This is a genomic window from Actinomadura luzonensis, from assembly GCF_022664455.2.
Taxonomy (GTDB): Bacteria; Actinomycetota; Actinomycetes; order Streptosporangiales; family Streptosporangiaceae; genus Nonomuraea; species Nonomuraea luzonensis.
The window spans coordinates 2,498,228-2,523,834 of the sequence record NZ_JAKRKC020000002.1; the positions used below are offsets into that span (position 1 = coordinate 2,498,228).

Genomic DNA, 25,607 nt, shown 5'->3' on the forward strand with positions numbered 1-25,607 from the left:
GTCATCCGGCCGCAACGGCGAGGAGTAACCGACTGTGCACAGCCCCCAGGAGCCGGGTCCCCCGGTGTCCGCCCGGTCCGAGGCCGCGGCGGTGAGCAACCTCGGACGGCTGGCCGTCACCATCGACCGGCTGCGCAAGCAGATCCAGGACGCGCAGCGGGCGGCCGAGGGCCGGGCGCTGATCGAGGTGGCCAAGGGCATCCTCATCGAGCGGCTGCAGTGCGGGCTGGCCGAGGCCGCGCAGCAGCTCGAACTCCTCGCCGAGCAGGCCGGCGTGACCCAGCTCGAACTGGCCGCCGACATCATCAACCAGGCGTCCCAGGACCGCATCAGCGAGGCCACCCGCGAGTTCCTGGACGGCGCCCGCGCCGCCGACGCCCCCGCCCAGGCGGCCGGCATGGCCGTGCGGCTGCGCTCGGCCGAGAACGGCATGCTGGAGGCCCCCGACGCGCAGGCGGTCGCGTCCTCGCTGCTGGAGCACGCGCTGAAGCCGCTCGGCGCGACGAACGTCGCGGTCTGGACGGTCGGCTCCGACGGCTCGCTCACCCTGACGGCCGGGGCCGGCTTCAACGCCACCGAGGCCGGCCGGTGGCGTTACGTCCCGCCCGGCGTGAACACCCCCGCCCGCCGCGCGCTGGTCGAGCGGCGGACCGTGTGGATCCGCTCGCTCGCCGAGGTCGGGCTGCCGTCGATCGGGATGAGCCTGACGCCCGACGGCGGCCGGGTGGCGGTGCCCGCCGGCACCGGCGGGCGGATCATGGGCGTGCTGGAGATCGGCTGGCCGGGCCCCGTCGAGCCGCAGCCCCGCCAGGTGCAGAAGCAGGTCGAGGCGCTGGCCGAGCTGTGCTCCCGCACCCTGGAGCGGCCCGTCGAGCCCGGCGGCGGCGCGGGCCAGCAGGAGCTGATCGGGCTGGCCGAGGCGCTGCCGGACGGCGCCCTGGTGCTGCAGCCGCACCTCGACGCCGCCGGCCGGCTCACCGACTTCCGCATCACGCACGCCAACCCGCACTTCGTGGACCCGGCGGGCCGGCCCAAGGGGGCGGTGGCCGGGGCGCTGCTGCTGGAGGCGTACCCGCTCGCGGCCGACGAGGGCGGCCTGTTCTCGGCGGTCGAGCACGTGCACGCCACGGGCGAGCCGTTCAAGGCGGAGAACATGACGCTCACCGCGCTGGTGGACGACGTGCCGCTGCCGAGCATCGCCAGCGTCAGCATCACCCGGCACGGCGACGGCGTGCTGCTCATCTGGCGGCTCCAGGACGAGGCCACCCGGCTGGCGAGCCTGCTCCAGCACGCCCAGCGGCTCGGCCGCATCGGCGGGTTCGAGGAGAACACGCTGTCGGGCGAGATCACCTGGAACCGCCAGCTCTACGACCTGTACGGGATGAAGCCCGGCGAGGCGCCGATCCCGCTCGAACAGCTGGCCGAGCACGCGCATCCCGACGACGCCGTGCTCATCGGCCGGTTCCTGCGCACGGTGACGCACCACCGGCGGCCCGCCTCGACCGCGTTCCGGCTGCAGCGCTCCGACGGCATCTCGCGGCACATCCGCGTGGTGGCCGAGCCGGTGCTCTCGCCCGACGGGCGGCTGCTCGCGGTGCGGGGCGCGTACCAGGACATCTCCTCGCAGCACTGGACGGAGGTGGCGCTGGCCGCGACCCGCGACCAGCTCGTCCACACCGAGCAGCAGGCCGCCGAGCGCAACCGGCTGGCGCTCCAGCTCCAGCAGGCCATCATGCCGCCGACGCGCGGCCCGATGGAGGCGTTCGACCTCAACATCGCCGTCCGCTACCGGCCGGCCGAGAAGGAGCACCTGGTCGGCGGCGACTGGTACGACGCCGTGGTGCTGCCGTCCAAGCAGATCCTGCTGTCGGTCGGGGACGTCGCCGGGCACGGCATCGAGGCGGCCACCGGCATGGTCGTGCTGCGCAACGCGCTGCGCGGCCTGGCCGCGACCGGCGCGGGCCCCGGCCAGCTCCTCACCTGGCTCAACATGGTGGCCCACCACCTCACCGACAACGTCACGGCCACCGCCATCTGCGGCCTGTACGACCCGGAGACCGGCGTGCTGCGCTGGGCGCGGGGCGGGCACCTGCCGCCCATCCTGGTGCGCAAGGACCAGGCGTCGGAGCTGGACCTGATCGGCGGCGTCCTGCTGGGCGCGTTGTCGGAGGTCAGCTACGAGGAGAGCCGCGTCCAGCTCATGCCGGGCGACACGCTGCTCATGTACACCGACGGCCTGATCGAGCGCCGCGACCGCGCCCTGCATCACTCCCAGCAGCAGCTCCTGCGGACGGCGGGCCATCCGACGGCGTCCCTGGAGCACCGCCTGGACTACCTGCTGACGCACAGCAACTCCGACACCGATGACGACACATGCCTGGTGGGCATCCAGCTCACCGCGCCGGGCAGCTAGTGGCATCGAAACGGACAAACGTGCATATTATGGATAGAACAGAGCTCGGACCGTGGGGAAGCGGCCCGGGCTCTCGTCCTGCCGGGCCAGGGTCCGCCTGAGCTCCGGATTTGTGTTGTTATGTCCATCAGTGCATGGGTGGACATTGATCGGGTAGGCCGGGCGCTATGTCCGTTTCCCCCGACCAAGGTCCGCTGCTGGCCGGCCGCTACCGGCTCCACGCCGAGCTGGGCCGTGGCGGCATGGGCCGAGTCTGGCACGGGCACGACGAACTGCTGGACCGGCCGGTCGCCGTCAAGGAGGTCACCCTCGACGAGCGCTCGCCCGACGAGCGCGACGCGCTGCGCAGCCGTACGATGAGCGAGGCCCGCCTGGCCGCCCGGCTCAGCCACCCGAACATCGCCACCGTCTACGACGTCGTGGTGACCGACGAGCGGCCGTGGATCGTGCTCCAGCTCGTCCCGGCCCCCACCCTGGCCGACGTGCTCGCCGAGCGCGGGCCGCTGCCGCCCGCCGCCGTCGCCGCGCTCGGCCTCCAGGTGCTCGACGCCCTGGCGGCGGCGCACGCCGCCGGCATCGTGCACCGCGACGTCAAGCCCGCCAACATCCTGCTGGACGCCGGCCAGAGCCACGCCGTCCTGACCGACTTCGGGCTGGCCACCAGCGTGGAGCAGCCCGTCGAGCTCACCCAGGCCGGGCTGCTGGTGGGCACGCCCGCCTACATCGCGCCCGAACGCGCGCGCGGCGGGCCGGCCACGCCGGAGGCGGACCTGTGGTCGCTGGGGGTGACGCTGTACACGGCGGTGGAGGGGCGCTCGCCGTTCGAGCAGGGGAACGCGCTGGCCACCATCAGCGCCGTCCTCACCGCGCCGCCGGCGCCGTTCGAGCTGGCCGGGCCGCTGGCGCCGCTGCTGATGGGGCTGCTGGAGAAGGACCCGGGACGACGGTGGGGCATCGAGGCCGCCCGCCGCCACCTCCGCCGCATCGCCACCCGCTCCTCCCGCCCCTCCCACGACAGGACCCCGGAGGCCGCCGTAAGCGGCACCGCCCCGGCCGCCCTCGGCACCGGCATCGCGCCGGCACTCGGCGGAACCGGCGTCGCGCCGGGACTCGGCGCAACCGGCGTCGTGCCGGGACTCGACGCAACCGGCGTCGTGCCGGGACTCGACGGCACCGGCGTCGCGCCGGAGGTCGGTCGCACCGGCGTCGTGCCGGGAGCCGCTTCGACGGGTGGCGCGCTGGGAGTGGGCGGGACCGGCGACGCGCTGGGAGCGGGCGGGATCGGCGACGCGCCAGGGGCCGCTGAGCCCGGCCTCGTATCGGAGGCCGCCGTCGCCGCCGTCGCCGGCGTCGTACCGGAGGGCGACGGGACCGGCGTGCCGGAGGCCGACGGGGCCGGCGTCGTGCCGGGGCCGCGCCGGGCGGCGATCGTCGCCTCCGCGCGGACCGGCCTGCGGGCCTGGTCGGGCGTGCGCGCCTGGGCGGGGACGCGCGCCTGGTCCGGGGCGGGCGCCTGGTCGGAGGTACGCGCCTGGGCGGGGGCACGCTCCCGTGGGGGAGCCCGCTCACGTTCCCGCAGGCGAGCCCGCGCGGGAACGGCCGCCCAGCCCGAGACGGCAAGCGCCGACGCAGCCGCCCGCCCCCCGGAGACGGGAGCGATGCTCGCCGACGTCTTCGAGCCCCCCACGGGAGCCCCCGCACCCCTGCCTCCAGACCTCCGCGAGCCTTCGGACCTCCGCGAGCGTTCGATGGACCTCCGCGAGCGTTCGATGGGCCTCCGCGAGCGTTCGGGTCTCCGCGAGCGTTCGGGTCTCCGCGAGCGTTCGATGGGCCTCCGCGAGCCTTCGGACGTCCGCCCGGCACTGGCACCCGAGGATCCGTCCGGGTTCTCGTCCCCGGGGCTCTTCGAGCGCACCGCCCCCGCGCTGGTCGAGGGGCAGGCCCTCGCTGAGGCGGGGCGCACCGCTCCGACGCCGGCCGGCCGGCGTGCGGTCCCCAGGGCCGCGGCAGGCAGGGCGACGGCATCCACCCCGCCGCACAAGGCCCCCGGGGCCCCCGGGCGGCCGGGCGGGGTGGGCAGGTGCGGCAGGTGGCGGGGCTGGCCGCGCTGGTGCTCAGCGTGCTGGCCGGCGCGTCCTGGTCCGGGATCGGGACGTCGGGCGTGACGGCGAGCGTGACGTCGCTGGAGCGCCGCCCCGGCGCGGCCACGCCCGCGACGCCCACGACGCCCGCCACACCACCCACGACGCCCGCCACGCCGCCCGCTGAGCAGCCCGGGAAGCCCCTGGAGCAGCCCGCCACCCCGCCCGGCCAGCCCGGGACGCCCGCCGACGAGCCCGCCGCCAGCCTGAAGGTCCGCTCCGTCGCCGTGTCCCGCACCGCCTCCCGTTCGGAACGCGCCAACGAGTCCCCCCGGCACACCGCCCAGGACCGCCCGCGGGACGGGCGCGCCGGCGAGCCCTTCACCGTGCCGCCCGGCCAGGCCAGGAAGACGTTCACGACGGATCTCGGCGCCCCCCGCCGGGGCAACGCCGTCCCGCCCGGCAGGGGGCACGGCAAAGGCCGCCGATGACGCCCCGGCGCCCCGCTCCCACCTCGCGGCGGTCATAACACCGCGATAGGGGCATTTTGGGACGACCGCTCCTCGCGCCCGGCCTCGTACCGTGGCCGCACCCCCCAGTACGCGAGGAGAACCCATGCTCCCCAGCAAGACCTTGACGGCGGGCGTCACGCTGGCCGTCGCCCTGCTCACCGTCCCGGCGGTGGCGACGGCCGCCGCCGCCCCCGGCACGCCCTTCCAGGCCGCCCGCGCCGCCGTCCCCGACCCCGAGCCCGGCCTGCTCGACGCGGTGGCCCGCGACCTCGGCCTCACCGGCGGCCAGGCGGCCGACCGGCTGTCCAACGAGGCCGCCGCCGCGTCACTGGAGCCCGCCCTGCGTGCCCGGCTGGGCGCCTCCTACGCCGGCTCCTGGCTCACCGGGCCGACCGCGACGCCCGTCACCGCCACCACCGATCCCGCCCAGGAGGCCGCCATCCGCGCGGCCGGCGTCGAGCCGCGCGTCGTCACCCGTTCGCTGGCCCGGCTCGACCAGGTCAAGGCCGCGCTCGACGCGGCCGCGGCGCGGGCCCCGAGGACGGCCCCCGTCTGGTACGTGGACGTCGTCGCCAACACGGTCGTCGTCCTGACCAGCACCCCCGCCAAGGCGTCGGCCTGGGTCCGGGCCAGCGGCGCCGACCCCGCCGCCGTCCGCGTGGTGCGCTCCGGCGAGCGGCCGGTGACCTACTACGACGTCCGCGGTGGCGACGCCTACTACATCGGCTCGGGCACGCGCTGCTCGGTCGGCTTCGCGGTGACCAAGGCGGGCTCGCCGGGCGGGTTCGTCAGCGCCGGGCACTGCGGCACCGCCGGCTCGGCCACCTCGGGCGCCAACCGGGTCGCGCAGGGCACGTTCCGCGGCTCGTCCTTCCCCGGCAACGACTACTCCTGGGTCGAGGTCAACTCCCAGTGGACCCCGACCGGCGTGGTCAACGGCTACAGCGCGGGCCTGCTGCCGGTCCGCGGCGCGACCGTCGCCCAGGCCGGCTCGTCCGTCTGCCGGGCGGGCTCGACCACCGGCTACCACTGCGGCACGGTCCAGCAGCTCAACACCAGCGTCACCTACTCCCAGGGCACCGTCACCGGCGTCACCAGGACCAGCGTGTGCGCCGAGCCGGGCGACTCCGGCGGCTCGTTCATCGCGGGCGACCAGGCGCAGGGCGTCACCTCGGGCGGCTCGGGCGACTGCACCTCCGGCGGGACGACCTACTTCCAGCCGGTCGGCGAGATCCTGTCCGTGTACGGGCTCACGCTGGCCACGCAGGGCGGCGGCCCCGGCCCGACCGGCTCGCCCACCCCGACCGCTCCCGGCGGCACCTGGGCGCCGGGCACCACGTACGCGACGGGCGCCACCGTCACCTACGGCGGCGCCACGTACCGCTGCCTCCAGGGCCACACGTCGCAGGTCGGCTGGGAGCCGCCGAACGTCCCGGCGCTCTGGCAGCGCGTCTGAAACGTCCGGACCATGTGCCCGTGGCGGCGCAAAGATGTGCACTCAAGGTGAGGTCGAGCGACGCTCAGTCAAGGAACATACGAGGCATGGACACGAATAAGGGCACCTGCTCGTGCGGCCACGGCTCGTCCTGCTCCTGCTCCGCCGACTGCGGCTGCGGCTGCAACGGCTGACGCGCCCGCCGGGAGATCCAGCACACACCCACGAACGCCGAGCCGCGGCGCCGGGCATGGCACCGTCGTCCCCCGCGATCGCCCATGCCCCGCGCCGCGGCTTCGGCACGCCCGGGGCCGCTCACAGCGGGAGCATGGCCTCCACCTGCGTGCCCGTCCCCGGTGAGCTGATCAGGCAGGTGCCGCCCAGCTCGGCGGCGCGCTCGCGCATGGAGGCGAAGCCCACGCCGGAGCGCCGCCGCTCGGGCAGGCCCCGCCCGTCGTCGCGCACCCGCACCACCAGCGCGCGTGGCGCGCGGGTCAGCGTCACCTCGACCCGGCCGGCGGCGGCGTGCTTGCGCGCGTTCGTCAGCGCCTCCTGCACGATCCGGTACGCGGCCACCTCGACGGCGGCGGGCAGGCCGGTCAGCTCGCCCTCCGCCTCCACCGTCACGGGCGGGCCCGGCTCGGCGGCCAGCGCGCGCACCGCCCCGGCCAGGCCCAGGTCGTCCAGGGTGGGCGGGCGCAGCCCGTAGACCAGCTCGCGCACCTCCTGGCTGACCGAGTCCATGCCGGTGCGCAGGTCCAGCAGCAGCGCGTCGGCCGCGTTCGGCGCCTCCCGCAGGCTGAGGCGGGCCATGGTCAGCGACATCGCCATGTTGGCCAGCGCCATGCCGAGCCCGTCGTGCAGGTCGCGGCGGAGCCTGCGCCGCTCCTCCTCGCGGGCGGTCAGGATGCGTTCGCGGGAGCGTTGCAGGTCGGCGGCGAGCAGCACGGCGTGCGCGACGTCCGCGAGGAACGGCACCGCCACCCCGATCAGCCGCTCGGTGTAGGCGGCCGAGAAGCGGCGCGGCCCCGGCGGGCCGATGAGCACCCGGCCGACCGGCTCGCCGTGCCACACCAGCGGCACGACGCGCGGCGCGGCCCCGGCCGACCCCAGCTCCACCCGCATCCCGGGCCCCCGCCCGGACCCGCCGTCGGGCTCGCCGTCGGACCCGCCATCAGACCCGCCGCCGGGTCCGGCTGCGGTTCCCGTGCCGGTTCCGGTGGCGGGTCCGTTGTCCTGGCCGACCTCGACGACGATGCCCGTCACGCCGAGCCCGTCGCGCACCACGGAGGTGACCGCGGCCAGCGCGTTCGCCGGCTCGCGCGCCCCCACCTCGACCGTCAGCCGCCGGGCCAGCTCCTCGGGCCGGCCGTGCCGCCCGTACAGCATCACGTCCGTCATCCGGCGCAGCCGGGCCCGTAACGGCTGGAAGAGCGCGCCCGCCGCGAGCGTCGCGGCCAGGCCGGCGAGCTGGTCGTAGCCCGACAGCAGCAGCCCGGCGACGGCGCTCACGCCGAAGTACACCGCGCCGACCGCGGCGAGCAGGCCGGTCGCGACGAGCGTGCGGCTGATGACGGTGTCGATGCCGTAGAGGCGGTAGCGCAGCACCGCGAACGCGATCGCCACCGGCACCAGCGCCGCCCAGACCGTGGCGAGCGCCCAGTAGTCCTGCCCGAGCAGCAGGAACACCGTGTAGCCCGCGAACGCCGACAGCGGCCAGGCGATCTGCCGCCGCCCGGCCGGCGCCGCCCGCCGCATGCGCACCAGCAGCGACAACATCCCGAGCACCACGCACGCGTTGACGACCAGCGTCAGCACCGCCCGCACCCCGTCGTTGTACGGCGCCAGCGCCTCGACCGCCAGCGGGTTGGGGATGACCTCGGGATAGCGGTACGCGGCCGCGGCCGGCGCGGGACGCACGACGTTGCGCAGGCCCTCCAGCACCGTCGCCGCCACGCCCACGACGGCCACCGGCAGCCACCGCCGCGACGGCAGCCGGTCGTCCGGCGACAGCAGCGGCAGCAGCGACGACAGCGCGCACGCGCCCGCCACCCAGCCCGCCACCGCCACGATCCGCAGCCACCCCGCGCCGTCCAGGTGGCCGGCCGCGGCCAGGGCGACCTGCAGCCCGGTCGCCACGATGTTGACGGCCGAGCCGAGCCCGCCCGCGCACATCAGCCAGGCCATCCGCAGCCGCGGCCGGTGCCGGATCAGGAACGCCCCGGTCACCGGGAACGCCAGCCCCGCCGCGTGGTCCGGCACGAACGGCGGCCACGGCGCCCACGCGCCCGGCGCCGACAACTGCAGCGCGGAGCCGGCCACGGTCAGCGTCACCGCCAGCGCGGCGAGCACCCCGGACACCACCCGGGCGCGCCGCCCGGCCGGCGCGCCGGAGCCCGCCCGGGCCCGCCGCCCGGTGTCCGCGCCGTGTCGCGTTCCAGAGTCCACGCGGTGTCCCGTCCCGTCCCGCCGCGGGGAAGCCGCACGTCACTCCCCGTCCTGCGCCGCACCATGGTACGACGCCGCAAAACAGAATGATCTGCCCGGTTCTCGGCCGCGGCATCACTGGTTACACTCCAGTCCGGAGCCCGGCCGCCCCCACAGGGACGGCCGCTCCAGCTCGTCACCCGCCGGGGAGGGGTCGGTTCCTCCGGCGTGCCTTCAGCCCGGGTGACACGACGCCTCCGCGAGCGGCCCGACGAGGCCCACGCAGCCCCTCGACGAGGAGGTTCCCGTGTCACCCAGCGCCCTGTTACCCCGCGTGCGCCGGCTCGCCGCGGCCGCCGCGGGCCTGAGCGTCGTCCTGGCCCTGAGCCCGGTCCCGGCAGGCGCCAGCCCGGCCCCGTCCCCCTCAACCCCGAGCTCGCCCACCGGGAAGTGGAAGGCCATCCCGCTGCCCGCCGGCGAGCTGGTGGACGGCGCCAAGTCCGCGACCGGCAAGCTCGCCAAGAGCGACCCCGCCCTGCTCCGCAGGACCGATCCCAAGCCGGTGAGCGTCGTCGTCAAGCTCGACTACGACTCCCTGGCGGCCTACCGCGGCGGCCTGCCCGGCCTGCCCGCCACCAGCCCCGCCGTCACCGGCAAGGCCCTCGACACCAGGAGCGCCGACGCCAGGAAGTACACCGGGCACATCCAGAAGGTCGAGGAGGGCTTCCTCGCCGAGCTGGCCAAGCGGGTCCCCGGCGCGGTCGCGGGCCAGCGCATCAGGACCGTCTACGGCGGCATCGCGCTGCGCATCCCCGGCGACAAGGCGGCGGAGGTGCTGAAGCTGCCCGGCGTCGCCGCCGTCCAGGAGGACCGGCTGGAGCACCTGCTCACCGACTCCAGCCCGGCCTTCATCGGCGCCGACACCCTCTACCCGCAGCTCGGCGGCACCGACACGGCCGGCAAGGGCGTGATCGTGGGCGTGCTGGACAGCGGCGCCTGGCCCGAGCACCCGTCCTTCGCCGCCCGGCCCGGCCTGCCCGACCCGCCGCCCACCAAGGACGGCGCACCCCGCGAGTGCGACTTCGGCGACAACCCGCTGACGCCCGCCAACGACCCGTTCACCTGCACCAACAAGCTGATCGGCGGGCGGCCGTTCCTGGAGACCTACAACGAGGTCATCGGCGGCGACGTCTACCCCGACAGCGCCCGCGACTCCAACGGCCACGGCACCCACACCGCCACCACCTCGGCCGGCGGCCCGGTGGCCGACGCCAACCCGCTCGGCATCAGCCGCGGACCGATCCACGGTATCGCGCCCGGCGCGGCCGTGTCGGTCTACAAGGTCTGCGGCGCGGAGGGCTGCTACTCCTCCGACTCGGCGCAGGCGGTGGCGCGGGCCATCCTGGACGGCGTCCGGGTCATCAACTTCTCCATCTCCGGCGGCAGCGACCCCTACAGCGACCCGGTCGAGCTGGCCTTCCTCGACGCGTACGCGGCCGGCGTGCTGGTCTCCGCCTCGGCCGGCAACTCCGGTCCCGGCGCGAACACCACCGACCACCGCGGGCCGTGGGTCACCACCGTCGCGGCGTCCACGCAGAACCGCACGTTCCAGTCGACGCTCACGCTGACCGGCGGCGGCGCGACCGCGACGGTCAAGGGCGCCTCCATCACCGCCGGGGTCTCATCGCCGCTGCCCGTGGTGCTCGCCTCAGCGCCGCCGTACTCGCGGCCGCTGTGCGACGCGCCCGCGCCGGCCGGGCTGTTCACCGGCAAGATCGTCGCCTGTGAGCGCGGCCCCAACCGGGTGCTGAAGGGCTTCAACGTCAAGCAGGGCGGCGCGGCCGGGATGATCCTGTACAACAGCTACCCGTTCGACGTCTTCACCGACAACCACTGGCTGCCGACGGTGCACCTCGACAAGCCGGCGGCCGACACCCTGCTGGCCTTCCTGAGCGCCCACCCGGACACCACCGCGTCCTACACGCAGGGCCAGAAGGCCACCTGGCAGGGCGACCGGATGACGTACTTCTCCTCGCGCGGCCCCGGCGGCGACTTCCTCAAGCCGGACGTCACCGCGCCCGGCCTGCACATCCTGGCCGGCCAGACCCCGACGCCGGAGTCGCCGCTGGAAGGCCCGCCCGGCAACTACTACCAGGTCATCTCGGGCACCTCGATGTCGGCCCCGCACGTCACCGGCGCGGCGGCGCTCGTCTTCGCCCTGCACCCGGGCTGGACGCCGGGCCAGGTCAAGTCCGCGCTGGAGACCACCGGGAAGACGTCGGTCACCAAGCCGGACGGCAGCACCCCGGCCGACCCGTTCGACATGGGCGGCGGGCGCATCGACCTGACCAAGGCCGGCGACCCCGGCCTGACGCTGGACGAGAGCGCCGCGAACTTCGCCGCCTCCGCGGCCGACCCGCTCAACCGCATCGACCTCAACCTGCCGTCGGTGAACGCGCCCGTCATGCCGGGCGTCATCACCGCCAGGCGCACGGTCACGAACGTCACGAGCCGCACGCTCACCTTCACCGCCACCGGCAGGACGGTCAGCGGCGCGGCCATCGCCGTCGTGCCGCCGCTGTTCTCCGTCGCGCCCGGCAAGAGCGCCAGGCTCAGCGTCGTGATCACCGCGCCCGACCTGCCCGACGGGCAGTACTTCGGGCAGGTGGACCTCAAGCAGGCGGGCGGCTCGCGCGCGCTGCACCTGCCGGTCGCGTTCTACCGCCAGGAGGGCATAGTCCCGGTCGACCAGACCTGCGCGCCGGACACCATCGCCAGGAACACCGGCGAGTCCACCTGCACCGTCACCGTCCAGAACAACAGCCTGGAGGCGGCCGAGGTCACCGCGGTCAGCACGCTCGACGCGCGGCTGCGGCTCAACAGCGTGACCGGAGCCACCAAGATCGGCACCCAGGTCGCCACGGCCAGGGCGACCCTCGCCGCCCGCCAGCCCGACCGGCCGACGATCGCGCCCGGCCAGGGACCGGCCGGGTACCTGCCGCTCGACGCGTTCGGCGTGACGCCGACGCCCATCGGCGACGAGCAGGCGATCAACCTCACCGTGCCGGCGTTCTCCTTCGCCGGCCGCACCTACACCAGGCTCGGCGTGACGTCCAACGGCTACAGCGTCGCGGGCGGCACGAACGGCGCCGACGACATCCAGTACCAGCCGCAGACGCTGCCCGACCCGGCGCGGCCGAACGGCGTGCTCGCCACGTACTGGACCGACCTCGACGGCACCGGCGCGCCCGGCGTCTACAGCACGGTCCTGACCGACGGCGTGAACGACTGGGTCGTCGTCGAGTGGCGGGTCAACCTGTACGGCACCAGCTCGCTGAAGGTGTTCCAGCAGTGGATCGGCGTGAACGGCGCCGAGGACATCAGCTACGCCTACGACCCGGCGAACCTGCCCGGCTCCCCGCCCGCGGGCGCGGGGCTCACGGTGGGCGCGGAGAACGCCGAGGGCACCGCCGGTGACCAGATCTCCGGGCCGCCGGCCGAGGACCTCGTCGTCAGGAGCACCCCCGGCGCGCCCGGCGGGACGCTCACGTACACCATGAAGGTCAAGGGCGTCAGCACCGGGGCCGGCAAGGTGACCACGGCCACCTCGACCCCGCAGGTGAAGGGCGTCACCGTGGAGGTGGACACGATCAACGTCCGGTGAGCCGGCCGCGGCCGCGGGCGGGCCTCCCGCCCGCGGCCGCCGCTCGGCCACCCCGGCGCGGCCCGGCAGGACTGTCCCGCGGAGGACCGGGAACAGGACTGTCACGGCGGCGGATGCGGGAAAGGCCGATGGAGCAGGAACCGGGCGGTGCGGCCGCCTCGGGCTACGGGATAGGAGCCGTGGCGAGGAGGCTCGGCGTGCCCACGCCCACCCTGCGGACGTGGGACCGCCGCTACGGCCTGGGCCCGAGCCGGCGCAGCTCCGGCGGGCACCGCCGCTACGACAGCGCCGACCTGTGGCGGCTCGGGCAGATGCGGCGGCTGGTCGGGCAGGGCGTCGCCCCGGCCGAGGCGGCCCGCCAGGCCCTGGCCGCCCCCCTCCCGCCCGCCGCGTCCGCAGCCGTCGCGTCCCCGCCCGCCGCGTCCCCACCTGTTGAGGTGGCCGACCGGCTCGCCCGGCTGGAGCGGGCCACGGCCCGGATGGACGTGCGCACCCTGTCCGCCGCGCTGCCCGAGGCCCTGGCCGCCCTGGGCGTGGTCTGGACGTGGGAGAAGCTGGTGCTGCCGGTGCTCACCGCCGTCACCCACGACCAGGAGCGGACCGGCGCGGGCGTCGAGGTGGAGCACCTGCTGTCCGAGCGCGTCCTCGCCGCCCTCGCCCACCACGCCCAGTCCCTCAGGACCGACGGCGCGCGCCCGGCCCTGCTCGCGTGCGCCGAGGAGGAGCAGCACAGCCTGCCGGTGCACGCCCTGGCCGCCGCGCTGGCCGAGCAGGGGGTGACCACGTGGGTACTGGGGGCGCGCACCCCGTACCGGGCGCTCGGCGACGCGGTGCGCCGGGTGCGGCCGGGCGCGGTGTTCGTCTGGTCGCAGCAGGAGGCGACCGGGGACCCCGCGCCGCTGGCGGCGCTGCCGCGGCCGCGTCCCGCCTGCCGGGTGGTCGTCGGCGGCCCCGGCTGGCCCGGCGGGCTGCCGGGCGACGTGGTCCGCGTGGGCACGCTCAGGGACGCCGTCGCCACGATCGCGGCCGCCGTCGCGGCCGCCCCATGACGATCTCCTCAGGACGCTTGCGGCGCCCACCGCTCTGTGCCTGAATGACTACTGAATAGCTTTTCCTGACCGAAGCGGGACAGGCGATGAGGGGCGAGGACCAGGCCGGGAAGCGAGCCGAGTCTCCCGGCACGCTGCCCGGCCCCGCAGAGCCCCGTGGCGCGCCGGCGCCCCTGGGCCACCGCGAGCGGGCCGCCGCCGCGGCCGCCGGCGCCTTCGTCCGCGACCCGCGAGGCGCGCGCCCGCGTCAGGCCCGGCTGCGCCGCCTGCGCGACGGCACGTACGAGCCGGGGCAGGAGCCGCTCGCCCTGCCCGGCCACGACCCCGGCGAGGCCGTCCTGTGGTTGCGGGCCGCCGCCCGGCGCCGCAACGAGGCCTTCCTGCGGCTCGCCGCCGCCCACGAGCGGGCCGCGCGGGCCCGCGGGGGGGGGGCCCGCCGCGTGGCCGCCGACGCCGAGGCCCACCTGCGCCCTCGCCCGGTGGCACCGCAGCCTGGCCGAACGGCTGCGCCTCCTCGCCGAGCTGCGCAGCCCCGCCCGCCGCCGCGCGGACGACGCCCGGCGCGCCTTCCCCTGACCGGCCGCGTCCGCCGCCCACCCGGGAAGGCGGCCGGGCGACGGCCGTCAGGGCAGGTCGAGCCCGGCGAGCTGGGCCCGGCTGGTCACGTTCAGCTTGGGGAAGGCCCGGTACAGGTGGTAGCTGACGGTCTTCGGGCTGAGGAACAGCCGCGCGCCGATCTCCTTGTTCGTGCGGCCCGCCGCCGCCAGGCGGACGATCTGCAGCTCCTGCGGTGACAACGCCGACAGCGCCGACGCGGCGTCCGGACCGGCGACGGGCGGGCCGGCGTCACCCGCGGCGCGCAGCTCGCCCGCGGCCCGCTCCGCCCAGGGGCGGGCCTCCAGCCGCCGGAACGTCTCCAGCGCCGCCCGCAGGTGCGGGCGGGCCTCGCGTTTGCGCCGCTCCCGCCGCAACCGCTCCCCGTAGAGCAGGGCGGTGCGCGCCGCCTCCCACGGATGACCGCCCCGCGCGTGCAGCCGGACGGCCTCGCGGAAGTGCGTGTCCGCGCGCTCCCCGTCCGGCTCCAGCAGCGCCCGGCAGCGGTGCAGGACGGCCCTCGCCCACGGCAGCCCCGCCGCCTCCGCCCAGCCGGCGTAGCGGCCCAGCGCCTCCCCGGCGGGCCGGTCCAGCCGGGCGGCGGCCTCGATCAGGTCGGGCACGGCGTGCACGGCCTGGAACTGGTGGCGCGCCGGGCCGGCCGGCCCGGCCTCCAGCCGGTCCAGCGCCTCGGCCGTGCGGCCCGCGCCCAGGTCGAGCAGGGCCCGCGCCCACTCCGCCCAGGCCAGGGCGTTGACGATGCCGTTGGCGGCGTAGCTCTCGTGCGCGGCGGCGGCGAGCGCGAGGCACCGGTCCGCCTCGCCCCGCGCGGCGGCGAGCCAGGCCAGGACGCCGCGCATGCAGCCCGCCCGGTCCTGGCCGCCGCTCTCGGCGGTCAGCAGCAGGCCCTCCTCGGCCGAGGCGGCGGCGTCCGCGAACCGGCCGAGGAAGATCTCGGCGGCGGCGAGCGTGAGATGCAGGACGACCAGCTTTCCGGCCTCGCCGTTGGCCCGGCACTCGGCGGCGGCGGCGCGGGCGATCTCCCAGGCGGCGGGGAAGTCGCCGGTCTGGAGGGCGAAATAGGAGGCGTTGATGCGGCGGGAGTGCATGTCGGAGGCCACCCTGCTGCCCTCGCTCACCAGCTCGCGCATGGCCGGCAGGGCGGCGGCGGGCCCGTTGGTGATCAGCAGCGCGGAGCTCAGGGCGGAGCGCCGGGCGAGGTCGTAGTCGTCCTCGGGGCCGAGGCCCAGCTCCCGCAGGCGGGCGGCGGCCGCGACGAGCCGGTCGGCGTCGCCGAGCAGGCTCGCGTTGCGCGCCGCCTCCACCAGCATCAGGCCCGCCGCGCCGCGGTCCTCGCCCGCCGCCTCCGCGGCGCCGTCGAGCAGCAGGTCGTGGGCCAGGTGCGGGGCGCCCCTGCCGAAAGCGATCCGGGCGCGCAGCGCGGGCAGCGCGGTGCGGGCCGAAGCGGCGGGGACGAGCGGGACGGCGGCCTCGATGAGGCGCTGGGCGTGGCGCAGCCGGCCCGCCTCGGTGGCGTGCGCGGCCGCCGTGAGCAGCCGCCGGCCCCTGAGCCGGGGGTCCTCGCCAGCTCGGCCGCCCGCTCGCAGGCGGCCGCAGGCGCTGACGCCCGCGCCGCGCGCCGCGGCCCGCTCCGCCAGCTCGTCCAGGGCCCGGGCGGCGGTCTCGTCCGGGCCCGGCGCGGCGGCGGCCAGGTGCCAGGCCCGGCGGTCGGGGTGGTCGTGCAGGAGCGCGGCCAGGGCGGCGTGCGTCCTCAGGCGCTGGTCGTACGTGCTGAGCTGGAAGGCCGCCGCCCGCGTCAGCGGGTGGGCGAAGCGCGCGTGCCGGTCGGTGACCGTGACCAGCCCGGCGCGTTCGGCGGCGCCGAGCGCGGCCGGACCGGCGCCGAGCGCGGCGCACGCCCGGGCGACGACGGCCAGGTCGCCGTCGTCGGCGAGCGCCGTCACCAGCAGCGCGACCCGGGCATCGGCGGGCAGGCGGCCGATGCGGGCGGCGTAGGCCAGCCGCAGCCGCTCCGGCAGCGGGGGCGGGGTGCGGTCGTACTCGGGCGGGGCAGGGGTGCGGGGCAGTTCGAGCAGGGCGAGCGGGTTGCCGGCGCTCTCGGCGATGATCCGCGCGCGGACGGGGGCGGCCAGGCCGGGCGCGGCGTCGGCGAGCAGGCGCGCGGCGCTGTCGTCGTCGAGCCCGCCGAGCCGCAGCTCCGGCAGCCCGGCCGGGTCGAACCCGGCGACCGCGTCGAGCGTGGCGGGACCGGGCGTGATGGGGGCGGGCGTGATGGGGCCGGGCGTGATGGGGCCGGGCGTGATGGGGCCGGGCGTGATGGGGCCGGGCGTGGCGGGGCCGGCGTCGTCGCGGGCGGCGAACAGCACCACGACGCCCTCCGCGTGCAGCCGCCGCGCGGCGAAACGCAGCGCCCGCGCCGACGCCTGGTCCAGCCAGTGGGCGTCGTCCACCAGGCACAGCAGCGGCCGGTCCTCGGCCAGCTCGGCCAGCAGCGACAACACGGCGACACCCACCTGGAACCGGTCGTCGGCCCGCGCCGGGGCCAGGCCCAGCGCGCCCGCCAGCGCCGCCGCCTGCGGCCCGGGCAGCGCGGCCAGCCGGTCCAGCCCGTCGCGCAGCAGCAGGTGCAGCGAGGCGTACGGCAGGTCGGCCTCGGTCTCGACGCCAGGGCCGCGCAGCACCCGCAGGCCGTGCGCCCGCTCCTCGGCGTAGGCCAGCAGCGCCGTCTTGCCGATGCCCGGCTCGCCCCTGACCACCAGCACGCCGGAACGGCCCGCGCGGGCCCCGTCGAGCAGCGCGTCCACCGCACGTTGTTCCGACTCCCGGCCCCGAAGCACGCACGCATCCTAGTCACTCGTCCGGTACCGGCCGGACACCGCGGTCCCTAGCGTCGTCGTCCATGAATCCCCCGCACGTGGTCGACCTGATCGGGGTCACCAGACACTACGCACACGGCGTCACGGCGCTCGACGACGTGTCGATCGGCTTCGCCGCCGGGACGTTCACCGCCGTGATGGGCCCGTCCGGGTCGGGCAAGTCCACCCTGCTCCAGTGCGCGGCCGGGCTCGACCGGCCCAGCTCCGGCCGGGTCGTCGTGGACGGCCAGGACCTCGCGGCGCTCGGCGACCGGAGGCTGACGCTGCTGAGGCGCGACCGCATCGGGTTCGTCTTCCAGTCCTTCAACCTGCTGCCGTCGCTCACCGCCGCCCAGAACGTGGCCCTGCCGCTGCGCCTGGCCGGCCGCCGCCCCGGCCACCGCCAGGTCCTGGAGAGCCTGGCCGCCGTGGGCCTGGCCGAGCGGGCGGGGCACCGGCCCGCGGAGCTGTCCGGCGGGCAGCAGCAGCGCGTGGCCATCGCCCGCGCGCTCGTCACCCGGCCGGCCGTGCTGTTCGCCGACGAGCCCACCGGCGCGCTCGACGCCGCCACCAGCCGGGAGGTGCTGCGCCTGCTGCGCGACCTGGTGGACGGGCAGGCGCAGACCGTCGTCATGGTCACCCACGACCCGGTGGCGGCCGCCTGCGCCGACCGCGTCGTGTTCCTGGCCGACGGCCGGATCTACGGGGAGCTGCGCGATCCCCGCACGGAGGAGATCGCCACCCGCATGCTGCACCTGGAGGCGTCGTGCTGAGGCTCGCCTGGTCCACGCTGCGGGTGCAGTGGGTGTCGTTCGCGGGCACGTTCGCCGCCCTCGCGCTCGGCGCGGCGCTGATGGCCGCGCTCGGGCAGGTGCTGGCCGCCGCCCTCATCTCGCCGGGGCGGGGGCCGCAGCGGTACGCCGCGACGCCCGTCGTGGTCGCGCCCGACGAGCGCATCCTGGTACGGAGCCGGTTCGGCGAGAGCGCGGCGCCGCTGGCCGAGCCGCGCGGCCTGGCACCCGCGCTGGCCGCCGGGCTGGTGGCGCGGCTGCCGGGGCCGTGCTGGACCGGGTCTTCCGGCGCAGCTCGCCGGAGGGCCGCCGGCCGTCGGGCGACCGTGGGCGGCGGCCCGTACGGCGCCGCAGCCGCTGGTCGCGGGCCGTGCGCCCGCCGGGGACGACGAGATCGTGGTGACCGGCGGGGCCAGGCCGGGGGAGCGGGTGCGGGTGGTGACGGCCGAGGGGGCCCGGGCGTACCGGGTGGTGGGGCTCGCCTCGCCGGGGGCGCAGCCGACCGTGTTCTTCACGGGCGGGCGGGCGGCCCTGCTGTCGCCGCGCGTGGACGCCGTGGCCGTGTGGCGGCCCGCCGCCGAGGTCCGCGCGGCCCTGACCGCGGCGGGACACCGAGCGGGGCCCGGAGCGGCGTCCCGCGGGGCGCCTCCCGGGGACGCGGGGACCGGGCCGGTGGTGTCGGAACGGGCGCGGGTGCTGAGCGGGGCGGAGCGGGCGCTGCTCGACCCGTTCCGGCAGGCCGACGAGGAGGCGCGCGACAACGCCGGCACCATCGCCGGCATCGCCGCCGCCTTCGCCGCGTTCGTCGCCGTCTTCGCGGTCTCCTCCACGTTCGCCTTCGCGGTCGGCCTGCGCCGCCGTGAGTTCGCGCTGCTCCGCACCGTCGGCGCGACCGCCCGCCAGGTACGGCGGCTGCTGTACGGCGAGGCGCTGCTGGTGGCCGTCGCCGCCGCCGCGCTCGGCGCGCTGACCGGCCCGCTCGCCGCCGGGCGGCTGCTGCGGCTGTTCGCCGGGCTCGGCATGGCGCCCGGCTGGCTGACGCCCGCCGCCACGCCCGTGCCCGCCGTCGTCGCGTTCGCCGCCGGGGCTGCTGGCCGCCGCGGCCGGCGTGGCGGTGGCCGCCCGCCGGGCGGGGCGGGTGCGTCCCGCCGAGGCGATGCGCGAGGCGGCCGTGGAGCCCCGGGTGATGACGCCCGGACGCCTGCTCGCCGGCGGCGGCCTGCTCGCCACGGCGGTGATCTCGCTGCTGGTCAACGCCTTCACCGACCCGGCCGCGGCGACCAACGACAAGACATTCATGCCGGTCGTCATGCTGCTGGTGGCCGCGGCCGGGCTGCTCGCCCCGCTCCTCGTCCGGCCGGTCGCGCGGCTGCTGGCCGTACCTCTGGCCCGGCTGCGCGGGGCGGGCGGGCTCGTGGTCGCGGCCGGCGCGCTCGCCTCGACCCGGCGGACCGCCGCGACGGCCGCGCCGGTCCTGGTCACCGTCGCCCTGGCCGCCACCTTGCTGGGCGGCGCGGCGCTCACCGACGCCACCGGGGCCGCGACGCGCACCGCGCCCGTCCGCGCCGCCCACCTGGTGCTGCCCACCGGGACGGCCGGACTGGACCGGCAGCTCGTGGAGCGGTTGCGGGCCGTCCCCGAGGCCGACGTCACCACCGCGGCCGAAACCGTCCTCTACACGCTGGAAGGGGAGGGCACCCAGCTCATCCGCCGGACCGCCGAGGCCGTGGACCCGGCCGCGCTCACCCGGACCCTGGCGGTGCCGGTGACCGCCGGCTCGCTGCCGGGGCTGCGGGACGACACGATCGCCGTCTCGCCGACGTGGGAGCTGGGCCTGGGAGAGCGGGTGACGCTCTGGCGGGCGGACGGCGGGCGGGTGTCGCTGACGGTCGTCGCGCTGCTCGGCGCGGGCGCGCCCGCCGACGCCTACGTCACCCCGGCGAACGCGCCCGCCGCCCTCCCGTCGGCCGCCTACGTGGTCCCGCGCCCCTCCGGCGTGCCGGGGTCCGGCTCCGCCGGGTTGGCGGCGGCGCTGCGGGACGCCGCGGCCGGGCACAACGCGCGGGTGGTGACCAGGGACGTCTGGGCGGCGGAGGTCGCCGAGGGGAAGGCGTCCGCCGGCCGCCTCGGCCTGCTGGCGGTGCTCGCGATCATGCTGGGCTACACCGTGATCACGATGATCGGCACGTTGCTGATGGCCGCGCCCGACCGGGCCGCCGAGCACGGCGCGCTGCGCCTGCTCGGCGCCACCCGGGCGCAGCTCGTCCGGTACGCGGCGGGCGAGGCGCTGCTGGTCGTGGCCGTGGGCGTGCTGCTCGCCGCCGCCGTGACCGCGCTCGGGCTGCTCGGCCTGTACGCCGCGCTGCTGCGGCTGTCCGGCCCCGTCCCGTTCGACGTGCCGTGGGAGGCGGTGGCCGGGGTGACCGCGCTGTGCGGCGCGCTCGCGGTGGCGGCGGCCGTCGTGCCCGCGAGCCGGGTCCGGGGGGCGGCGATCCCGCGCTGAGGCGGCCGTCCGGGCCGCGGCGGCGGGCGCGGCCGGCGGATAGGCTGGCCGCGACGGAGCGAGGACGAGGAGAGGGGTCCCGTGGGCCAGCCCGACACGCCGCGCGTCACGATCCACGAGGTGGCCCGCCGCGCCGGCGTCTCCCACCAGACCGTCTCCCGCTACTTCCGGCACAACGAGGGCCTGAAGCCGGAGACCCGCAGGAAGATCGATCTGGTCGTGCAGGAGCTCAACTACCGGCCCAACCTCGTCGCCCGTTCCATGCGCACCCGCCGCACCAACCGGCTGGCGATCGCCCTGCCCGCCTCCGCCCACCTGTGGCCGGTGCGGCTGCTGCGGGCCGCCTCCGCCGCCGCGCACGCCGAAGGGTTCCAGCTGGAGGTGGTCAGCGTCGAGGGCGACGCCGCCGACCGGGCCGCGCGGGTGCTGGAGCTGGCCGCGTCGGGGCAGGTCGAGGGCGTCCTGTCGCTGTCGCCGCTGGCCCTCGACCCGGCCGGCTCGCCCGTCCCGCTGGTCGTCACCGGCGACTACGACGACCACCTGCGCGGCGTCAACGAGCTGGCCGACGCCTCCCCGGTCGCCGAGATCATCGACTACCTCGCCGGGCTCGGCCACCGGGTCTTCCTGCACATCGCCGGGGCGCAGGACTTCGCCTCCGCGCGCAACCGCAGGCGCGTCTACGAGGACACGATCGCGCGCCGCGGGCTCACCTCGTACAGCGTCGCCCCCGGCGACTGGAGCCCGCAGTCCGGCTACGACGCCGTACGGGCCCTGCCGGACGGCTGCGGCGTCACCGCCGTCGTCGCCGCCAACGACCACGTCGCCATGGGCGCGGTGCGCGCCGCGCTGGACCGCGGCTGGCGCGTCCCCGGCGACCTCAGCGTCTTCGGCTGGGACGACGAGGAGCTGGGCCGCTTCGCCACCCCGTCGTTGTCCACCGTGGCCGTCGACCGCGAGGTGCAGGGACGCGAGGCCGTCGCCCGGCTGATCGCGGAAGTACGCGGCGAGCCCGCCCCCGAGCCTCCCGCGCGATCGATCAACCGGATTATCATCCGCGAGACGGCCGGCCCCCCGCCGGCGGCCTGAGGACGCACCCCGCTCGGAGTTGCCGTGACGAACGAACCCCCGGTGATCGCCATCGACGATCGCGTGCGGCACCAGACGATCGACGGGTTCGGCTTCTCCACGGCCTTCCGGCGCAACGAGCTCGTCAGGGCGCTGCCGGAGGACAAGCAGCGGGAGATCCTGGACCTGTGGTTCAGCGCCGAGAAGGGCGCGGGCCTCAGCATCCTGCGCCTCGGCATCGGCTCGGCCCCGTCGGGCGCCCCGTACGACGCGATGGTCTCCATCCAGCCCGAGGACCCGGGCGGCCCGGACGCCCCGCCCAGGTACGTCTGGGACGGCGACGACAACAGCCAGGTCTGGATGGCCAAGGCCGCCCAGGCGTACGGGGTGCGGCGGTTCGTCGCCGTCGCCTGGAGCGCCCCCGGCTACATGAAGGACACCGGCCAGGAGCGGCACGGCGGCCGGCTCAAGCCCGAGTGGCGGCGGGCGTACGCGGACTACCTGGTGCAGTACACCAGGTTCTACGCCGAGGAGGGGGTGCGGATCACCGACCTCGGCTTCGCCAACGAGCCCGACTGGACCGCCCCGCACGCCTCGATGCGCTTCACCCCGGAGGAGGCGGCCGAGTTCGTCAAGGTGCTCGGCCCGCGCGCGGCCGGGGTGGGGCTGGTGTGCTGCGAGTCGCTGGGCTGGACGGAGGCGAAGGCGTACACGGCGGCCATCGAGGCCGACCCGGAGGCCCGCCGCTGGGTGCGGGTCTACAGCGGGCACGGCTACGCCACGCCGGTGGACTTCCCGCTGTCGGCGAGGCGTCCGACGTGGATGTCGGAGTGGAACCCGAGCGGCACCGCCTGGACCGCCCGCTGGTACGACGGCAGCGGCTCCGACGGCTTCACCGTCGCCTCGGCCGTGCACGACGCGCTGACCCTTGGCAACGTCTCGGCCTACCTCTACTGGCTGGGCGCCTCGACGGGCAGCACCAGGGCGCTGCTGCTGGTCGACGAGGACGCCCGCGACTACCGCGTCTCCAAGCGGCTGTGGGCGCTGGCCGCCTGGAGCCGGTTCGTCCGGCCGGGCGCGGTGCGCATCGAGGCGGTGCCGGCCAGGGCGGCGCTGCGCGTGTCGGCGTTCCGCAACCTCGACGGCTCGCGCGCGGTGGTCGTGCTCAACACCGGCATGACGGCGCTGACCTGGGACGGGGTCGGCGAAGGGGCGCGGGCGTACCTGACCGACGAGGACGCCTCGCTGGCGCCCGCGCCGGTCGCGGGCGGGGCGGTAACGTTCCCGCCCCGCTCGCTGACGACGGTGGTCCTGCCCTGAGGCGGGTCCTGCCCTGAGGCGGGTCCTGCCCTGAGGCGGGTCCTGCCCTGCTCCGAGGGAGGTCAGGGCAGCGGGGCCCAGGTCCGGAGGCGGCCGCACATGCCGAAGGCGCGGGGGCCGGGCCGGGGCGCGGTGCGCACCACCGCGGCCTGCCCGAGGTGGTCGTGCTCGCCGGCGGCGAGCGCCGCGAGCCGGGCGCGGGTGCGCTCGGTCTCGGCCTCGACGCTGTCGCGCCACAGCTCCGTCCACGCCTCCACCCGGGGCCGGACGAGCGCGGCGGCCAGCCGGTGCAGCTCCGCCAGCGCCGCGCCGCCCCGCTCCCCGACGTCCGCGAGAAGCTGCCGGAAGCCGGTGATCGCGAGGTCGCGGCGGGCCCGGGCGGCGGCGGCCCGCTCGTCCTCCGTGCCGCCGGCCGGGAGGGCGGCGGCGGCCAGGTAAGCGTCCCGGTCGCGGAGGACGTCGGCGGGGAAGGTGAGCACGGCGTCGCCGGCCTCGGGCAGCCCCGCGTTCTGCATGATCACCACCAGCCGCAGCCCGTCCTCGTTGACCAGCCGGTGCACGGTGCCGGGGGAGAACCAGAGCACCGAGCCCGGCTCCAGCCGGTCGCGGGCGAAGCCGGCGGCGCTCAGCGTGTGCACCTCGCCGCGGCCCCCGGTCACCACGTACGCCTCGGTGGAGACGGTGTGCAGGTGCGGGGTGCCGCCGTGCCCGCCGTCCGGGCAGGCCCAGTCGTAGACCTGGAGGTCGCTGACGGAGGTGGCGCCGGGGAAGAGCGGCGTCACAGCGCGAACTCCGCGCCCAGCTCCTCCAGCTCGGCCCGCTCGCACACGCGGTCCACGAAGACGTGGCGGTGCGCGAGCTCCAGGGCGTCGCCGCTTGCCAGCGCGATCTCCTCGTCGAAGGCGGGGGAGGGCGCGATCGCGGCGAACGCCGAGCTGCGGACGAACCACTTGATCGGCACGGCCGCGCTGGAGCGGCCGGCGAAGGCCAGCACGGTGCCGCCGCCGTCGAGGTCGTCGTGCTGCCCGGTCATGGCCAGCCACGGGGCCTGCTCGCCCATCATCTCCTCGCCGCCCCGGCCGCCGGCCGCCAGGATCGCGGCGCCGGTCCAGGAGCGGGGGCCGCGCCAGAACCAGCCGGCGTACCCGGCGAGCGGCCGGCCGTGCGTGGTGGGGCTGCCGAGGTCGAGCGGGGCGCCACGGACGTTGCGCAGCTCGGTGGCGAAGTCCAGCGCCCACAGGCCGCGGCCGGCGTCGGCGGAGTGGAAGGCCAGGCGGCGCCGCTCGGTGATCCAGTGCTCGTCCTGGGCGGTGATCCAGCGCAGGCTCTCCTCGATCACGACCCGGTCCCCGTCGGCGGACACCTCGGTGAACCCGTCGTGCTCCATGCGGCCGAGGTTGTCCTCCCACTGGTAGCCGCGCCCGGCCGAGTACGTGGGCCCGCCCCAGAAGTTCTGCCCCGACAGGTGGGCCCAGGTCATCTGCAGGCCCTTGTGCCAGCGGTGGTCCCACGGCCGGTGCACCGACAGGGGAGCGCCGGACAGGGTGCGGAGCGGGTGCAGGAACGGCTTGGGGGCCTCGGCGGCGGGGGCGCCGGGGCGGTGGACGTAGTGCGCGATCTCCACGTCGCCGGCGGTGACGATCAGGGAGTCGCCGGCGTCGCGGACGGCGAGCTTCGGCTCAGGCATGGTGGTCCTCCCGCTGCAGCACGGCGGCGGCGCGGGCCGGGTCGCCGCCGTGGAGCGCGTGGTAGAAGGGGTTGGCGGGGTCGAGCTCGGCCCGGCGGACGGGGCGGCCGGTGAAGGCCGACTGGTACATGCCGGTGATCAGCTCCATCACGCGGCGGCCGTCGGCGCCGCTCACCGGCGGGCGCTCGCCCGCGCGCATGGCGGACAGCAGCGCGTCGAGCTGGGCGCGGTGGGAGCTGGGGACGTTCTCGCCGGGCGGCCAGCCGGCGATCCTGTCCTGGTCGGTGACGTGCGGCGCGGGCGTCCAGCGCCAGTCGGCGTTGTCGTAGCCGTACAGGTGCTCGACCTCGACGGTGGCGTCGGCGAAGTCGAAGCGCAGGTAGCTGGTCTCGCGCGGCGACAGCACGCTGTTGACGATCGAGCCGACCGCGCCGTTGGCGAAGCGCACGACGGCCAGCGACACGTCCTCGGTCTCGGTGCGGCGGCCGAGCGTGGCGGCCACGGCGTGCACCTCCTCCCAGTCGCCGAGCAGGTGGAGCAGCAGGTCCATCTGGTGGATGCCGTGGCCCATGGTGGGGCCGCCGCCCTCGGTGTCCCACTTGGCCCGCCAGGGCACCTCGAAGTAGTCGTGGCCGCGGTACCACAGCGTGTTGCACACCGCGACGTGCGGCGTGCCCAGCTCGCCGCCGGCGATGAGCTGCCGCAGCCGCCGGGCGGCGCTGCCGAAGCGGTGCTGGAAGACGTAGCCGGCGTAGGGGCCGCCGTCCTTCTCGCAGGCGGCGATCTCGTCGTACTCGGCCAGGGACAGCGTCGGCGGCTTCTCGCACCACACCCAGGCGCCCGCCCGCAGGCCGGCGATGACCGCCTCGCGGTGCGCGACGGGCGGCGTGGCGATCACGAGGAGGTCGGGGGACTCCTCGGCCAGCAGGGCGGCCAGGTCGGTGTGGCGTCCCGGGATGCCGTGGGCGTCGGCCAGCGCGGCGGCGCGGGCCGGGTCGACGTCGCAGACGGCGGTGACGCGCACCGCGTCCCCGGCGGCGGCCAGGGCGGGCAGGTGGACGCCGCTCGCGATGCCCCCGGCTCCGACGACGGCGACGCGGATCGGGGACGGCAGGTCAGGCACGGGCACTCCTCGTAAAGTGATCGATCACTTTTCCTGGATCAACCTATTTTCCGAGGCCGCGGGGTGT

15 protein-coding genes and 1 pseudogene are annotated in these 25,607 nt (G+C 76.7%); 11 read left to right on the forward strand and 5 right to left on the reverse strand.

What is annotated here, in order from left to right; genetic code table 11:
• Positions 1-64: 64 nt before the first annotated feature.
• The 4 genes from MF672_RS41950 (at position 65) to MF672_RS41965 (ending at position 6,462) form a co-directional block, all read left to right on the forward strand.
• Complete coding sequence (locus tag MF672_RS41950; RefSeq protein ID WP_242382415.1) at positions 65-2,413, forward strand: SpoIIE family protein phosphatase; 2,349 nt, start codon at positions 65-67, stop codon at positions 2,411-2,413.
• Positions 2,414-2,580: 167 nt separating this feature from the next.
• On the forward strand, positions 2,581-4,578 hold the full coding sequence (locus MF672_RS41955; RefSeq protein ID WP_247815703.1) for a serine/threonine-protein kinase: 1,998 nt from the start codon (positions 2,581-2,583) through the stop codon (positions 4,576-4,578).
• Positions 4,494-4,985, forward strand: coding sequence for a hypothetical protein (locus MF672_RS41960; protein ID WP_247815704.1), 492 nt, complete (start codon positions 4,494-4,496; stop codon positions 4,983-4,985). Before MF672_RS41955 ends, MF672_RS41960 begins: the two co-directional genes overlap by 85 nt.
• Positions 4,986-5,109: 124 nt before the next feature.
• On the forward strand, positions 5,110-6,462 hold the full coding sequence (locus MF672_RS41965; protein WP_242382417.1) for a carbohydrate-binding protein: 1,353 nt from the start codon (positions 5,110-5,112) through the stop codon (positions 6,460-6,462).
• 294 nt (positions 6,463-6,756) lie between these two features.
• Here MF672_RS41965 and MF672_RS41970 read toward each other — a convergent pair whose 3' ends face one another.
• Positions 6,757-8,889 carry a sensor histidine kinase gene (locus MF672_RS41970; RefSeq protein ID WP_242382418.1) on the reverse strand — a complete coding sequence of 711 codons (2,133 nt, stop codon included), beginning with the start codon at positions 8,887-8,889 and terminating at the stop codon, positions 6,757-6,759.
• Positions 8,890-9,175: 286 nt separating this feature from the next.
• Here MF672_RS41970 and MF672_RS41975 point away from each other — a divergent pair, with 286 nt between their 5' ends.
• Positions 9,176-12,532 carry a S8 family serine peptidase gene (locus MF672_RS41975; protein ID WP_242382419.1) on the forward strand — a complete coding sequence of 1,119 codons (3,357 nt, stop codon included), beginning with the start codon at positions 9,176-9,178 and terminating at the stop codon, positions 12,530-12,532.
• A 197-nt stretch (positions 12,533-12,729) separates the two neighbouring features.
• Positions 12,730-13,581, forward strand: a complete 852-nt coding sequence (locus tag MF672_RS41980) for a MerR family transcriptional regulator (protein ID WP_242382420.1) — start codon at positions 12,730-12,732, stop codon at positions 13,579-13,581.
• Between the two features lie 623 nt (positions 13,582-14,204).
• Here MF672_RS41980 and MF672_RS41985 read toward each other — a convergent pair.
• Positions 14,205-17,033 (reverse strand): helix-turn-helix transcriptional regulator, encoded by a 2,829-nt coding sequence (locus MF672_RS41985; RefSeq protein ID WP_247815705.1) that lies wholly within the window; start codon positions 17,031-17,033, stop codon positions 14,205-14,207.
• A 62-nt stretch (positions 17,034-17,095) separates the two neighbouring features.
• On the opposite strand from MF672_RS41985, the gene MF672_RS41990 reads away from it, so the two are divergent.
• The 5 genes and pseudogenes from MF672_RS41990 (at position 17,096) to MF672_RS42010 (ending at position 22,730) form a co-directional block, all read left to right on the forward strand.
• Positions 17,096-17,824 carry an ABC transporter ATP-binding protein gene (locus MF672_RS41990; protein ID WP_242384076.1) on the forward strand — a complete coding sequence of 243 codons (729 nt, stop codon included), beginning with the start codon at positions 17,096-17,098 and terminating at the stop codon, positions 17,822-17,824.
• Between the two features lie 711 nt (positions 17,825-18,535).
• Positions 18,536-18,859, forward strand: a pseudogene (locus tag MF672_RS52325) (FtsX-like permease family protein); the annotation flags it as partial.
• 91 nt (positions 18,860-18,950) lie between these two features.
• Positions 18,951-20,345: an FtsX-like permease family protein gene (locus MF672_RS42000; RefSeq protein WP_247815707.1), complete on the forward strand. Its 1,395-nt coding sequence runs from the start codon at positions 18,951-18,953 to the stop codon at positions 20,343-20,345.
• A gap of 81 nt (positions 20,346-20,426) precedes the next feature.
• Positions 20,427-21,431, forward strand: a complete 1,005-nt coding sequence (locus tag MF672_RS42005) for a LacI family DNA-binding transcriptional regulator (RefSeq protein ID WP_242382486.1) — start codon at positions 20,427-20,429, stop codon at positions 21,429-21,431.
• Positions 21,432-21,455: 24 nt separating this feature from the next.
• Entirely contained in the window at positions 21,456-22,730 is a 1,275-nt protein-coding gene (locus MF672_RS42010; protein ID WP_242382487.1) for a glycoside hydrolase family 30 protein, read from the forward strand.
• A 62-nt stretch (positions 22,731-22,792) separates the two neighbouring features.
• Here the strand turns inward: MF672_RS42010 and MF672_RS42015 are convergent, their stop codons facing one another.
• The 3 genes from MF672_RS42015 to MF672_RS42025 are packed head-to-tail and all read right to left on the reverse strand — an operon-like array spanning position 22,793 to position 25,540.
• Entirely contained in the window at positions 22,793-23,512 is a 720-nt protein-coding gene (locus tag MF672_RS42015) for a cupin domain-containing protein (RefSeq protein WP_242382488.1), read from the reverse strand.
• The gene (locus MF672_RS42020) at positions 23,509-24,417 is read right to left on the reverse strand and encodes a DUF6807 domain-containing protein (protein WP_242382489.1); all 909 of its coding nucleotides are present in this window, start codon (positions 24,415-24,417) and stop codon (positions 23,509-23,511) included. Before MF672_RS42020 ends, MF672_RS42015 begins: the two co-directional genes overlap by 4 nt.
• Entirely contained in the window at positions 24,410-25,540 is a 1,131-nt protein-coding gene (locus MF672_RS42025) for a Gfo/Idh/MocA family protein (RefSeq protein WP_242382490.1), read from the reverse strand. Before MF672_RS42025 ends, MF672_RS42020 begins: the two co-directional genes overlap by 8 nt.
• Between the last annotated feature and the right edge of the window lie 67 nt (positions 25,541-25,607).

What these genes read in the sequence shown, in the direction of transcription:
- MF672_RS41955 (WP_247815703.1), top strand. Translation starts at nt 2,581, where the DNA reads ATGTCCGTTTCCCCCGACCAAGGTCCGCTGCTGGCCGGCCGCTACCGG.
- MF672_RS41965 (WP_242382417.1), top strand. Translation starts at nt 5,110, where the DNA reads ATGCTCCCCAGCAAGACCTTGACGGCGGGCGTCACGCTGGCCGTCGCC.
- MF672_RS41990 (WP_242384076.1), top strand. Translation starts at nt 17,096, where the DNA reads ATGAATCCCCCGCACGTGGTCGACCTGATCGGGGTCACCAGACACTAC.
- MF672_RS42020 (WP_242382489.1), bottom strand. Translation starts at nt 24,417, where the DNA reads ATGCCTGAGCCGAAGCTCGCCGTCCGCGACGCCGGCGACTCCCTGATC.